Here is a 12,653-nt window from a genome sequence, read left to right as displayed (position 1 = left end):
GCGTCGAGACACCTCGGAGCGTCTCACTTCCCAACGGGCCCTCGACACAACGGAGTTGGGGCCTCACCATGGTGCCCCATCGGCCCTGTCGACGGATGGGGCACGCCGTACTGGGGGTGGCTGTGGGGTACGAACGATTGCCGCGCGAGTACCGGATGAAACGGTCCCGGATGCACGCGTTCCTCTGGGTGATCGGCCTGGGCACACTGAGCATGTTGGTGGCTCTGTGGGGCGCCGAGATGCCCGCCTCGTTCCACTACCCCGTCCTCGCGGCGTGGGTGGCTCTCATGGGGTGGCTCTTCTATGCCACATTGCGGTGTTCGACCACCGCGGACATCAAGGCGATCCACGCACGCGGGATGATGAAGCGCCGACGGTTGGCATGGGAGGACATTCAGGACATCAGGGCAGAGGTCAATCCGGCATCGGCGATGCAGAGCGGTGCGCCCGGCGTGCTCGTACATGCCTACGGGCGGGACGGCTCCAAGGTGCTGTTGCCGTTCGTCGACGACATCCATGTGAACGTCGAGCGCGAACTCGGGCTGCTGCTCGGCTCATGGAAGGAACTGCGCGGCGCGGACTGGGCGCCCGACCCGCAGGCCACCGTCCTCATCGACCGACGCAATGCACGCCAGGCGGCCCTCATGATGGGGTTCGCCGCCGTGATGCTGGCTTTCATCCCGCTGATCGTACTGATGCTGATGCCGCTCTTCGTCGACATGCCGGAGTGGCTGGAGTCGGTCCTGCAGCCGCTCCTGGTCATGGGAGTGGGAGCGCCCCTGATCTTCGCGCTGACCGCGATCGCCTCGTACCGCAGCCGTCGGCCCAGCGGCTGACGGTCGCGGCCGGTGTGGCCCAGCGGCTGACTGTCGCGGCCGCTGGCCCGCGCTCAAGTCGCGGGCGCGGGCGCGACTACAGCCTCTCGGCCAGGAAGGGCAGGACCACGTCGGCCACCTCGTCGGGTACCTCCTCGGCGAGGTCGTGGCCGGCGTCGAAGACGTGACCGGTGACGTCGTGAGCCATGAGCCGCATCTGGACTTCGTTCCGGTCACCAATGAACGCCGAACCGCCGAGCGCCAGCACCGGGATGTCCAGCTTCCGCCGTGATGCCTGCCGGTTCTGTTCGGCGTCCACGAGCATCGCCCGGTAGATCGCCAGCATCGCACGGATGCCGCCCGGCATGGAGTAGCAGCGTACGTATTCGTCGACCGCGTCGGGGGTGGCGGTGTCAGGGTGACTGCGCTCGTACTTGATCATGTAGGTGATCAGTTCGCGTTCGTGCCCGGCTATCAGCATCTCGGGTACGTCCGGCTGGAAGTAGAAGCCGAGATGCCACAGGTGCATGCCACTTGAGACGTTCTCGTGGGTGAGTGCGGTGTGGTCCTCGAATCCGAATCCGGGGAACAACGCCTCGCAGAACACGAGGGCGTTGACCTGATCACGGTGCCGGGCCGCGAGTTGGTAGCCGATCACCGCTCCCCAGTCCTCCCCCATCACGCTGTAGGACGCGTGTCCGAGGTGAGCCATCAACTCGGCGATGTCGTCGCTCATCGTCGCGCTGTCGTATCCGTCCGCGGGACGGGCCGAGTCGCCAAGACCACGGAGGTCCGGTACGACGACGGTGTACCGGTCCGTCAGCTTCGGAACGAGGTGCCGCCAGTGGTAGCCGGTCTTGGGCACACCGTGCAGCAGGACCACCGCCGGGCCGGAGCCGGCTGTCCGGTAGTGCAGACTCGTTCCGTTGACGGTGGCACGGCCGGTGCGTACGGGGTTTGCGCGATGGTCGACGATCATGTTTCTGCTCAACTTTCCTGAGGTGCTTGGCGGGTGTCGGCGCATTTTATGGATCGTGCGATACAGATTCGGGGCATGAAGAAATCACCCGATGGCGGCCAGCGCGACCTCCACGAGTGGTTCCAGGGCACGGACGTCGGGTGTGATCTTCGAGGACACGAGCAGGCCATTGAGGAAGGCGACGAGGAAGGCGGCCAGGGTCTGCGGGTCGCGGGTCGACGAGATCTCGCCCCGCTCCACCGCGACGCGCAGCACGTCGGCGAGCGCACGCTGACTGGCGTCCTGCACGTCACGCACGGTGCGTCGGGTAGCGGGATCCCCCGGCAGGCGCTCACAGACGGCGTTGACCAACAGGCAGCCCCGGCCGTCCTGTTCGACCGCGATCCGGAGCCGCTCGACGAGCATCGTACGGATCGCCGACCGGGCGTCCGCCCCCTCGTCGAGGCTGCGCAGGGCGGCCGCCGCGAGGGTGGTGCGGTAGTGCTCCAGCGCCGCCCGGTAGAGGCCGTCCTTGTCGCCGAACGCCGCATACAGGGACCCCTGACCGATGCCCAGATGCCCGGTCAGGTCGCGCACCGAGGTCGCCTCGTATCCGCGCGCCCAGAACAGCTCCATCGCGCGACTCACCGCCGCCTCGGTGTCGAACTCCCTGGTCCTTGCCATGCGCACACACTAGCCTATCTGGATCGATCGCTCAAGAAAGTCGTGTGGCGGCCACGGACCACCGCGGCGTCCGGCCGTGCGGTGCCTGCCCACCTGGTCAGGCTTCGCACTCCTGCGAATGGCCCAGCCATCGGCGGGCCGACACTCACCATGATCAATAACCTGGCGACCGGCGCGTGATCTCGCGTCCGTCGGACCCAGAAGGCGAGCGACTCCCGTGAAACTCCCGATGTTGCAGCGCATGGCCTGGCTCACCGCGGCGACCGCGCTGCTCACCACACTCGGCACCGCCCCGGCCGGGGCGGACAGCGCATGGCAGAAGGTCGGTGGCGACGCCCGCAGTGGTGTCAGCGGGCTCGCGTACGAGGGCCGTGCCTCAAGCGGATCATGGGTGGACGTGCTGGCCGTGCACGACAACAAGGGGGCCGGGCAGAAGCGTCTGTCCCGGATCACCCATTGGGAGGGCGCCGACGGCATCTCCCCGATCGCCTGGGACGGGCCGGAACCCGTCGACCTGGAGGCCATCGAAGCCATCCCCGGGATGCCGGGTGAATACCTGGCGCTCACCGGCCGCGGCATCGTCTACCGCCTGAAGGTCGCGGGCCCCACGGCGAAGGTCGTCGACTACTCACCGCTGCCGGCGATCGGCCAGGGCGACGACTTCGAAAGCTTCGCGCTCGTCGCCCAGAACGGGAAGCTCGCCGTCCTGTGGGCGGACCGTGGAGCAGGCGCGGATCGTCCCGCCACGCTCTACGCCGCGCCCCTGGCGTTCGCCCCGTGGGGTCAGCCGCAGTTCGGCACCGTGACGCGCCGGGCCTACCGGGCGGCGTATCCGACCGGGGAGAGCACCCGGCACATCTCCGACATCTCGGTGAGCAACTCCGGCCGCATCATTGTGAGTTCGGCGGCCGACGCCGGTGACGACGGCCCGTTCGACTCCGCGGTGAGCGACGCGGGCCGGGTGAGTGTGTCGGCTGCGGGCGGGGTACGGGTCACGCTCGCGGCCTCCCCGAGCATCCTCGGGACATTCCCCGAGTACAAGATCGAGGCGGTCGAGTGCCTGCCCGGTTCCACCGACGCCCTCCTGGGCACCGACGACGAGAACCTCGGCGGATATGTACGGACCATGCCCTTCTGCGAGGCCTGACCCCGGCCGCCGGACGCGAGGGGCGAGGCCGCCCGCTCCCGGTGCGATCGGCGAGCCGCGTCGAGCGGCGGGTTCCGCGATCACGCACCGGGAGGAGCGACCCCGTCAGGTCACTTGTGCGTCACCGTGACTCCGTACAGGGCGACCTCTCCGTAGTTCGAGTTGTCGCACGGCGAGGAGTTGTTGCAGTTCGCCTGGGTGTAGGCGCCCGCCTTGTAGTAGCCGCTGCCGAACGGGGCGGTGACGGTGGCCTTGAGGGCGCCGTTGTAGTAGACGTCGACCTTCCCGTCGTGGGCCACGAACTTCCCCTGGAAGCGGGTGCCGAGCTGGTAGTTGGAAGTCACCAGCTTGTAGTGCGTGGTGTTGAACGAGGTGATGTACAGCGAGGTCCCTTCGAGACGGAACGAGGTGACGTCGCTCGTCTCGTCGTGTATCTGTCCCGCCATCACGTGTGGCTTGGTCTTGGGGAGGTGGGTGATCGCCTGGTCGACGACCATGGTGTGGGTGCCCGACGTGGACGGCCAGCTCTTCGTCGCCGACCCGTCGGCGGTCATCTCGCGCAGCTCCGACCGCGGGTATCCGCTGTTGCTGGTGGTGGCGCCGTTGACGGCGGCCCGCAGCAGGATTGCCTTGCAGTCCGAAGTGGTCGTGAACCAGGGTGCCTTGTTGTAGGTCTTCAGAGCGGGCTGCTTGATCTCCTGGGGCGTGCCGGAGCTGTTGGGGAGGGGCAGCTGAAGCTTCCAGGCGGTGCTCAGGCCGACGGCTGCGGCCGGTGCGGGACAGGCGGCGGCACCCGCCGAATCGGCCGACGCACTCTGCACCGGGGCCAGCAGGCCGACGGCGAGTGCGGGCGCCGCGAGCAGGCGCAGAGCGCGGCGGTGAGAACTGCGCGAGGGCGATTGACTCTTCATGAGCGGCTCCTTCATGTCTGGGCCACGACGGGCCCGTGGGGGGACTTGCAGGGGCTACTTGGGATACCTGGCGGTACTTGGGCGGCTGGACGTGCCCGCGGCTCAGCGGGCGAGTTCTCGTACGATCCCTTCGTCGATGCCGATGCCGAGGCCCGGGCCCGAAGGCACCTCGGCGACCCCTGCGCGCACCTGGATGACGGAGCCGGTGGCGTAGGGAGACTGCAGGAACTGCCGGCCGTTGAGGTCGGCGGGGGCGATGAGGTCGTGGGCGGCGAACAGGTGCAGTGACGCGGCGAGGCCGATGTCGGACTCGGTGAGCCCCGAGCCCATCAGCGCCACACCGCAGTCCTCGGCCAGCTGGCACTGGCGCAGCGCCAGGGTGAGTCCGGCGCAGCGCTGCACCTTGGCCACGGCGATGCCGATGGCGCCCCTGCGGACGAACGAGGCGAGGTCGGTGGGGTGCCGCAGGCTCTCGTCCACGGCGATCGGGACCGGGCTGAGGTCGCGCAGCCGGCGCAGTCCCTCGATGTCGTTGGCGGGCAGGGGTTGTTCGAGCGCCGCGATGTCGAGCGGTTCGAGCAGGCGGGCGAGGCGGAGCGCGGAGTCCTGGGTGCCGGCCTGGTTGGCGTCGACGATCAGGCGGGCGTCGGGGGCGGCCTCACGTACGGCCGCCACCCGGGCGACTTCCCCGGCCTCGTCCTGTCCGGGCACGAGCCCCGTTTTGATCTTGAAGTGGCGATATCCGTGGGCCTGCCCCTCGGCGACCGATTCGGCGAGGGCGCCCGCGTCTTCTCCGGTGGCGATCCAGCAGAGGTCGACGGTGTCGTGGCGACGCCTGCCCCACAGCTCGCCGAGGCTCACACCGCGGGAGCGGGCGAGTGCGTCGTGCCAGGCGACGTCCAGGGCGGCACGGGCCAGCGGCATCCCGGTGGACCAGCCGCGCCGGATGGTGCGATCGCAGACCCGCACCAGCCCGTCGAGGTCCCACAGCGGCAGGCCGGTCGCGGCGGGCGCCAGGTAGTGCGTCAGGGTCGAGACGATGGACTCGGTGGTCTCGTACGTCCATGAGGGGATCGGTGTCGCCTCGCCCCAGCCGGTGCTTCCGTCCGAGGCCGTGACCTTGACGAGTACGCGGATGGCTGGGCGTCCCCGGGCGGTCACGCCGCCGCCCGCGACCGCGAAGTCCCGCAGCGTGGGCAGGGCGACCGTGAACGTCTCCACGCGCTCGACGGTCACCGCGGGCGGGGTGTCGGGTGATGCGGTCAGAACCATAGCGACTTGTCCACCACGTTGATCAACGGCCGCCCGTCGGCGAACCGTTGTGCGTTCTCCGCCAGGACCTCGAACCGGCGCTCTGCGGCGTGCGGTCCGGCTCCGGCCACGTGCGGGGTGATCAGTGCCCTGGGGTGGCGCCAGAGTGGGTGGTCCGGCGGCAGCGGCTCCAGTTCCATGACGTCGAGGGCCGCGCCCCGCAGGCGCCCCTCGTCCAAGGCGGCGACGAGGTCGTCGAGGCGGATGGTGGGGCCGCGGCCCACGTTGATGAGGCAGGCACCGTCCTTCATGGACGCCAGCCGGCCGGCGTCCATCAGCCCCTCCGTCTCAGGGGTGTGGGGCACGGTCAGGATCACGATGTCCGCCTCGGGAAGTGCGCGATCGAGATGGCCCGGCGGAAGAACGCGGATGAATCCGGGCGGTGTCGTGGTGACACGAGGATCGATGCCTTCCACTCGGGTGCCGAACGCGGCGAGCAGTCGTCCGGTCTCGGCGCCGATCGCACCCGTCCCGACGATGAGCGCGCGCGCCTCGCCGAGTGGGACGACCGCGCCGTCCGACCAGTCCGGTGCCCAGTTGGCGGCCGCCTGTTCGCGTACATAGCGGGGCAGTTGCCTGGCGAGGGCCAGGACCAGGGCCATCGTGTGTGCGGCGACATGGTCGGTGTAGGTGTCCCGCATGTTCGTCACCTCGACCGGATGACGTACGAGCGCGGGGTGGTAGAAGCCGGGAGGTGGGCCGGCCTGCGGGGCTTGCAGCCAGCGCAACCGGTCGGCGGAGCCGAGGAGTTCGGGTGTGAGTGTGCCGTACGCGGCATCGGCGCGGACCAGCGCGGCGTCGGTGTCCTGGGGGCCGTGGGGGCAGAGCACCTCGATCCCGGGTACGGCCTCGACGAGCCTGTCGGGCCATGATCGGGCTTCCGTCGGCAAGGGCGGGACCATGACGAGGGTGAAGGCGGCCGCGCTCATGCGGCATGCTCCATGGACGCGGCGGCCACCTCGTAGCTCAGCGGGCTTCCGGCGACGTACCGGGCCAGTTCCTCGGCCATGGCGCGGCCCAGCAGGCGCCGTTCCGGGCCGAGGCTGCCGGCCAGATGCGGGGTGACCACGACGTTGTCCAGTTCGAACAGCGGTGAGCCGGGGGGTGCCGGCTCGGGGTCGGTGACGTCGAGTACGGCGAACAGGTCGGGGCGTTCTCCGAGTACGGCCACCAGCGCGGGCTCGTCGACGAGGCCGCCGCGCGCGGTGTTGACCAGCGTGGCGTCGGGGCGCATGGAGCGCAGCAGCCGGGCGTCGACCATGGCGCGGGTCTCGTCGAGGAGCGGGGCGTGCAGGCTCACCACATCGCTCTCGGCGAATACGCCCTCCAGCGTGGTCAGTTCGACGCCGAGAGCATGAGCCGTGGCGGCGGGCGCATAGGGGTCGTGGGCCAGCACGCGCACGCCGTGCCTGGCCAGGAGGCGCGCGGTGGCCCGCCCGGTGGCTCCGAGTGAGACAAGGCCGACGGTGGCCCCCGCGGTGCCGAGTTCGCTTCGGCGGACGGCCGCCGCCCGGGTACGCCGTGCGGTCAGGACGTAGCGCCAGCCGTGCTTGAGCGCGTACAGGATCTGGGCGAGCGCGAAGTCAGCCACCTTGTCCGCGATCACCGTGCCGGCGGAGGTGACCCGCACTCCGCGTGCCCAGGACTCCTCGGTCACCATGGGGCGTACGGACCCTGCGGCGTACAGGACGAGGGCGAGCCGCGGCGCGCTGTCCAGGAGTTCGGCGCTGAGCCGGGGGGCGCCCCAGCCGGTGACGAGTACGTCGACTCCCGCGAGCAGGTCCGGTGTCAGGTCCGCCGCTGAGCGCGGGGGCTCCTTGATGGTCAAGTGGCTTTCGATGGCGGCGCGTTCGGCTGCTCCGTATACGTCGTCGAAGCGCGCCTGATCCATCACGTACAGCCCGGTGAGTGGCTCGTTCGTCATGCTGCTCCCTCCGTTGTCCGAGTGCCTGCTCCCGCGGTGGCTCGCACCGCTTCCTGCGCGTTGGCCATGCGCAGTGCCCGTAGTCGCGCGGGTGAGGACAGGCCCGCGTGGTAGTAGCGGATCTGCCGCGCTCCCGCGTCCAGCAGCCGGGCGACCCTCCTGGTGAGATCGGCGGGGTGTTCCTCCAGCACCGACACATTGGCGATGACCGGTCGTGGGCTGTGCCGCACCGCTGCCTCGACGCGGGCCACCGCCCGGTTCTCGTCGTCCCAGCACTTGAGGACGACGGCGGTGGCCCGGCCGTCGAAGCGGGCCAGGTCGAGTCCGCTGTCGGGGCCGGTGGTCTGCGGATCGCCGTCCGCCATCAGGAGCAGCTCCCGGCCGGGCGCCACCGCCGCCACCTGCCGTGTCAGGTCCTCGATCACGAACTGGCGGTGGCGCAGGAGAGCTTGGGCCGCCCGTTCACCGAGCGACTCGGCGAGTGTGTCCGGTGCGCGTACGCCGTCACGCATCTCGGCGTCGACGGTGCGGCGCACTGTCTGCGCGATGTCGGCGGGGTCCCCTCCGCGGGCTTCGATCCCCTTGCGGCAAGCGGCGCACAGGCATACCGACAGCAGATCGCGGCAGCCTCCGCTCAGGTCCGCGCCCGCAGTCTTCTCATGGTGGCTGCCGTGCTCGAAGCCCAGCCAGCCGCAGGCCTCCAGCATCAACGCCGGCACCTCGGCGGCGTCGTGGCGTTCGCAGAACGAGCGGACCAACTGCTGTGCGTACGCGGCCACTTCGGGCTGCGCCGGGCACAGGGCGTACCCGTACCGCTCGTCGAACGCGTTGCGTACGGTCAGATCGGGGGCGCGCTCCCCCGCCGCGGTGCTGTGTGTGAGCACCAGCCAGGCTTCGACCCGCAGTCCCTGACTCCGCAGGGCCGAGGCCGCCGTCCCGAACCTGTTGGGGGCGTCGACGGCCCAGCTCGGCGGGGAGGGTCTGAGGCGCCTGCCTCGCCACTGCTGTGGTTCGAGCGGGAAGTACGCGGCGGCGTGTGTGGCATGCACCGTGCGGTGGACGGGGTGGTACGGCGTCATGGCGCGCACCGAGTGGTAGGCGGCCTGCAGGACCACTGCGCCCACGCCCAGTGAGGCCATTCGTTCGGCCGCGGCGGGGTCGCCCACCAGGTCCCAGGTGTAGGCGAAGGTGCCGCTGAGATCGACGGAGCCGGGCGGCTCGGTTGTCACGTGGTTCACTCCTTGGTGGCGCCGGCGAGGCCGCGCACGAAGTAACTCTGGAAGAAGATGAAGACAATGAGCATGGGAATGACGGAGAGCGTCATTCCGGCGGCGAATCCGGTCCAGTCCACGGAGTGCTCACCCTTGAACGACAGCATTCCGACGGCGAGGTTCTGCAGATCCGGCTGGCCGAGTGTGAACACCAACGGGATGTTGAACTCGTTCCAGTTGGTGATGAACTGGAAGATGACGACCACCGCGATGACGGGCTTTGCCAGCGGGAGGACCAGCCGGAATGTGCGCAGGAATCCGGCACCGTCGAGTTTTGCCGCGTCGAAGAGATCGCTCGGTATGCCCGAGAAGAAGCCGATGAAGAGCAGCACGTAGAGGGCGCCGGCCGCTCCGGACATGGCAAGGATGACCCCGGCCTGGGTGTTCAGCAGGCCGAGCCGTTCCACCAGGACGAACTGCGGAATGATGATGGAGGCCACCGGAACGAACAGGGTGGCGATGATCATGCGGTGCAGGAACTTTCGTCCCGGGAATTCGTAGCGGGCCAGAATGTATCCGCACAGGGCCGACTTGAACAGTTCGATGACGGTGGATACGACCGCGTACAGAATCGTGTTGAAGAAGTATCTGGAGAACCCTGCGTCCACCCAGGCCCGGCGGAAGTTGTCGAAGTTCCACTGGTCGGGCATGAGACTGGCGCCCCCGGTGAAGAGGCCCGTCTGTGTCTTGAACGCTCCCGCGACGATCCAGAGGAACGGATAGACCCAGACGAGACCCACCACGATCAGCAAGGGCAGGGCGATGAGGTTGGCACGCGCGGGCCGTGACAGCCGCGAGAGGCGTGGCGCTCGCGGTGTGCGGAGTTCGGGACGGGACATCAGACTCCGTACTCCTTCCGCGTCTTCTGTGCGCGGCGCACGAAGAGGCCCTGACTGGTGACGAGGAGGAACGCCATGACGGAGAACAGCAGGGCGGCCGCCGACGCGTAGCCGTACGCGAAGGGCATTGAGCCGAAGGCCTGCTTGTAGATGAAGTACGAGACCACGTAGGTGCTCGTGCCGGGGCCTCCGCCGGTGAGCGTGACGACGAGCCCGAACACGTGCATCGCGTTGACCAGGGCGAGCATCACGATGACGACGGCCACGGGACGGATCAGCGGCAGTGTGATCCGGGTGAGCTTCTGCCATTCGCTGGCGCCGTCGAGCTCGGCGGCTTCGTACAGTTCGTCGGGGACGTTCTGCAGCGCGGCCATCCAATAGATCATGTACTGGCCGAAGACCTGCCAGACGGAGATCAGGACCAGGGCCAGCAGCGCGCTCCAGCGGTTGGCGAACACATCGGTCGTGCCGTCGGTCAGGCCGAGCCCGTGCAGTGCGGAGTTGAGGGCGCCGTTGGACGGGTTGAGCAGGTAGGTGAAGACCAGGCCGGCCATCGCCACGGGGATGATCAGCGGTGCGAAGAAGACGGTGCGCAGCGCCCTCTTCGCCCGCAGCCACTTCCTGGTCATCACCAGTGCGGCCAGGAGGGAGAGCGGCAGTTTGATCAGGGTCGTGCCGACGGCGAACAACAGGGTGTTGACGACGGCCTGCCAGAAGAGCGGATCGCCCAGGATGCGGCTGTAGTTGTCGCCGCCGACGAAGTTGTCGAGCGGTCCGCTGCCGGACCAGTCGAAGAACGAGTAGTAGACCGTGGCGATCAGCGGCCAGAGGGTGAACCCCATGTAGAGGAGGAGGAACGGCACCAGGAAGGCTGCCACCCACAGCCGGTCGCGCCCCTTGGCGCGCTCACGGTTTCCTTCCGGTGGCTCCGAGGAAGCCCTGGGCCGGCGTGCTTCCCGGCCGGGTCGGGTGGTCGGGGCGGTGTCGGGTGGGTGTGGGCTGGTGGGGGCGAGAGCCATGTGAGGTCCTTTGCGGCTGGCCGGCATCCGGCTTCCGGGGCGTGGGCGGCTACTTGGCCGGCCGGTAGTCGGAGGTGTACGACCAGTCGGGGAAGGTGAAGCAGTCGAGGGAGACCTTCAACCCCTGGGCCGCTTCCTTCTTGAGCTCGGCCGTGAGGGTCTTCTGCCGCTGCTCGACGATCCGTTCGGCCTCGGGCTTCAGCGACTTGTCACTGCTCAGGGCGCCGGACATCGCCTCGTACTCCCAGTTGGGACGCTCACCGATCGCCTTGACGTAGGCCTGGGACTTCACCAGGTCCGGGCACTTGGTGACCGGGAGCGGCAGGTCGACCCGGTAGCCGGGCTTGCCGGCTATCCCCATGATCTGCCGCATCGCGGGGTCCTTGATGTAGCGGGCGTTGTCCGCGAACGCCAGCGTTCCGAAGCCGCCTTCGAGGTACTGCTTGGCGAAGTAACCGTCGGGCTGGGTCAGCCAGTTCATGAAGGTCCACGCGGCCTTCGACTGCTTCGTCTTCGCGCTCACCCAGTACTTGTTGCCATCGGGCTGACTCCACAGGGCGCCCTTGGCACCCGAGTCGGGGACGGGGTGCGCGGCGATGGAGTACTGCGAGGAGTCCATGCCGAGGGACTTGAACACCGAGGGAGTCCAGGTGCCGTCCATGATGATGCCGGCCTGTCCCGTGCCGAACTGCTGCCGGGAGAAGTTCTTGTCGTTGGTGCCTGGTGCCAGGTAGCCCTCGCTCTTGAGCTCCTGGATGAACGCGAACACCTTCTGGGCCTGCGGTTCGGCCAGCGAGAACGTGCCCTTCCTGTAGTCGAAGAACCCGTCGTTGAAGGTGTATTCGCCCGCGGCGAGTGCGTAGAAGATGCGCTGGAAGTCGACGTCCTTGCTGGGCGACGCGATGCAGTACGCCTTCGTCTTCGCTTTGATCCGCGCGCAGGCGCTCTTCAGCTCGGACCAGGTCTTCGGCGGCTTGGCGGTGTCGAGACCGGCGTCGCCGAAGACCTTCTTGTTGAGGAACATGTAGCCGGGGCCCCAGTAGGTGCTCTCGGAGAAGGGGAACGCGTAGGTCTTCCCGTCGAGTTGGTTGACCCCGTTGATGAACGAGCCTTCGGGCCAGCGCTTGGTGAAGCTCGCGGGCAGCGCGGACCCTCCGTTGAGGGGCTGGATCCACTTCTGGTTGAGCAGTTGGGACATGGCCAGCGGCCCGTTGTCGCTCCAGTAGAAGATGTCCGGGCCCTGGCCGCTCTGGAAGGCCAGCGGGAGCGTCCGCTTGTACTCGTCCTGGGCGATCGACTGCCACTGCACGGTGATGTCCGGGTGCTGCCGGTGGAACTCCTCGGCGGCCCTCTTGTGGAAGTCCGTCTGCTCCGCCGAGTAGTCCCAGACCTTGAGCGTGGTGCCGGAACTTCCGGAGCTTCCACCGCATGCCGCCAGCAGTGGTGCCAGCAGCAGGGGCGCGAGCACCAGCCTGCCGATACGAGTAGCTCCAACTCTGTGTCCTGTGCCCATGGTCGGCTCCTGCTCCGTCGAGATGGCGACCCGAGCGGCTCTCGGGACTGAGGCGCGGATGACGTTAGGGCGCAGCATCCGGCCTAGCAAGCGTTTTCACAGAAGAGATTCGGCGGGACTCAGTTCGGGCATCTTCAACTGAGCCTATGACATGCATTTTTGATGGACCACTCGATCTCCGGCGAGATGGGTGGTTAGGTTGAGGGAGCGCTTTCACAGATTTTCACGGTGTCGGTCGCGGCCTGCGCGGGCTCGCGAGCG

The 12,653-nt window shown here is 68.4% G+C and carries 12 protein-coding genes; 2 read left to right on the top strand and 10 right to left on the bottom strand.

The genetic code is table 11. From position 1 onward, the window contains the following. Positions 1-170 precede the first annotated feature (170 nt). A complete protein-coding gene (locus tag ACFWXQ_RS19845; protein ID WP_383955422.1) occupies positions 171-836 on the top strand; it encodes a PH domain-containing protein in 666 nt (221 codons plus the stop codon). A gap of 76 nt (positions 837-912) precedes the next feature. Here ACFWXQ_RS19845 and ACFWXQ_RS19840 read toward each other — a convergent pair whose 3' ends face one another. After that, positions 913-1,794, bottom strand: coding sequence for an alpha/beta fold hydrolase (locus ACFWXQ_RS19840; protein WP_383955429.1), 882 nt, complete (start codon positions 1,792-1,794; stop codon positions 913-915). Between the two features lie 84 nt (positions 1,795-1,878). Then, on the bottom strand, positions 1,879-2,457 hold the full coding sequence (locus ACFWXQ_RS19835; protein WP_383955424.1) for a TetR/AcrR family transcriptional regulator: 579 nt from the start codon (positions 2,455-2,457) through the stop codon (positions 1,879-1,881). 241 nt (positions 2,458-2,698) lie between these two features. Here ACFWXQ_RS19835 and ACFWXQ_RS19830 point away from each other — a divergent pair, with 241 nt between their 5' ends. Beyond that, positions 2,699-3,604: a hypothetical protein gene (locus ACFWXQ_RS19830; RefSeq protein ID WP_386268709.1), complete on the top strand. Its 906-nt coding sequence runs from the start codon at positions 2,699-2,701 to the stop codon at positions 3,602-3,604. A 110-nt stretch (positions 3,605-3,714) separates the two neighbouring features. On the opposite strand, the gene ACFWXQ_RS19825 is transcribed toward ACFWXQ_RS19830, so the two are convergent. From ACFWXQ_RS19825 to ACFWXQ_RS19790, 8 genes are all read right to left on the bottom strand, one after another. Further along, positions 3,715-4,515: a polysaccharide lyase family 7 protein gene (locus ACFWXQ_RS19825; RefSeq protein WP_383953960.1), complete on the bottom strand. Its 801-nt coding sequence runs from the start codon at positions 4,513-4,515 to the stop codon at positions 3,715-3,717. Positions 4,516-4,617: 102 nt separating this feature from the next. Next, positions 4,618-5,787, bottom strand: a complete 1,170-nt coding sequence (locus ACFWXQ_RS19820) for a mandelate racemase/muconate lactonizing enzyme family protein (RefSeq protein WP_383953958.1) — start codon at positions 5,785-5,787, stop codon at positions 4,618-4,620. Then, the gene (locus tag ACFWXQ_RS19815) at positions 5,778-6,755 is read right to left on the bottom strand and encodes a D-2-hydroxyacid dehydrogenase (RefSeq protein ID WP_383953956.1); all 978 of its coding nucleotides are present in this window, start codon (positions 6,753-6,755) and stop codon (positions 5,778-5,780) included. The genes ACFWXQ_RS19820 and ACFWXQ_RS19815 overlap by 10 nt, the downstream gene beginning before the upstream one ends. Then, positions 6,752-7,750, bottom strand: coding sequence for a hydroxyacid dehydrogenase (locus tag ACFWXQ_RS19810; RefSeq protein ID WP_383953954.1), 999 nt, complete (start codon positions 7,748-7,750; stop codon positions 6,752-6,754). The genes ACFWXQ_RS19815 and ACFWXQ_RS19810 overlap by 4 nt, the downstream gene beginning before the upstream one ends. Further along, a complete protein-coding gene (locus ACFWXQ_RS19805) occupies positions 7,747-8,979 on the bottom strand; it encodes a hypothetical protein (protein ID WP_383953952.1) in 1,233 nt (410 codons plus the stop codon). The genes ACFWXQ_RS19810 and ACFWXQ_RS19805 overlap by 4 nt, the downstream gene beginning before the upstream one ends. A gap of 5 nt (positions 8,980-8,984) precedes the next feature. Beyond that, on the bottom strand, positions 8,985-9,860 hold the full coding sequence (locus ACFWXQ_RS19800; protein ID WP_383953950.1) for a carbohydrate ABC transporter permease: 876 nt from the start codon (positions 9,858-9,860) through the stop codon (positions 8,985-8,987). Then, positions 9,860-10,879 carry a carbohydrate ABC transporter permease gene (locus tag ACFWXQ_RS19795; RefSeq protein WP_383953948.1) on the bottom strand — a complete coding sequence of 340 codons (1,020 nt, stop codon included), beginning with the start codon at positions 10,877-10,879 and terminating at the stop codon, positions 9,860-9,862. Before ACFWXQ_RS19795 ends, ACFWXQ_RS19800 begins: the two co-directional genes overlap by 1 nt. Positions 10,880-10,928: 49 nt before the next feature. Beyond that, positions 10,929-12,392 (bottom strand): ABC transporter substrate-binding protein, encoded by a 1,464-nt coding sequence (locus tag ACFWXQ_RS19790; RefSeq protein WP_383953946.1) that lies wholly within the window; start codon positions 12,390-12,392, stop codon positions 10,929-10,931. Positions 12,393-12,653: the final 261 nt, after the last annotated feature.

The organism is Streptomyces sp. NPDC058697 (assembly GCF_042715345.1).
Lineage (GTDB): Bacteria > Actinomycetota > Actinomycetes > Streptomycetales > Streptomycetaceae > Streptomyces > Streptomyces liliifuscus.
This window is presented reverse-complemented; position numbering and strand designations above follow the sequence as displayed.

Coding starts and splice junctions, on each gene's coding strand:
- ACFWXQ_RS19845 (WP_383955422.1), top strand. CDS start 171: ATGCACGCGTTCCTCTGGGTGATCGGCCTGGGCACACTGAGCATGTTG.
- ACFWXQ_RS19835 (WP_383955424.1), bottom strand. CDS start 2,457: ATGGCAAGGACCAGGGAGTTCGACACCGAGGCGGCGGTGAGTCGCGCG.
- ACFWXQ_RS19810 (WP_383953954.1), bottom strand. CDS start 7,750: ATGACGAACGAGCCACTCACCGGGCTGTACGTGATGGATCAGGCGCGC.
- ACFWXQ_RS19825 (WP_383953960.1), bottom strand. CDS start 4,515: ATGAAGAGTCAATCGCCCTCGCGCAGTTCTCACCGCCGCGCTCTGCGC.
- ACFWXQ_RS19790 (WP_383953946.1), bottom strand. CDS start 12,392: ATGGGCACAGGACACAGAGTTGGAGCTACTCGTATCGGCAGGCTGGTG.
- ACFWXQ_RS19795 (WP_383953948.1), bottom strand. CDS start 10,879: ATGGCTCTCGCCCCCACCAGCCCACACCCACCCGACACCGCCCCGACC.
- ACFWXQ_RS19840 (WP_383955429.1), bottom strand. CDS start 1,794: ATGATCGTCGACCATCGCGCAAACCCCGTACGCACCGGCCGTGCCACC.
- ACFWXQ_RS19800 (WP_383953950.1), bottom strand. CDS start 9,860: ATGTCCCGTCCCGAACTCCGCACACCGCGAGCGCCACGCCTCTCGCGG.
- ACFWXQ_RS19820 (WP_383953958.1), bottom strand. CDS start 5,787: ATGGTTCTGACCGCATCACCCGACACCCCGCCCGCGGTGACCGTCGAG.
- ACFWXQ_RS19815 (WP_383953956.1), bottom strand. CDS start 6,755: ATGAGCGCGGCCGCCTTCACCCTCGTCATGGTCCCGCCCTTGCCGACG.
- ACFWXQ_RS19830 (WP_386268709.1), top strand. CDS start 2,699: ATGGCCTGGCTCACCGCGGCGACCGCGCTGCTCACCACACTCGGCACC.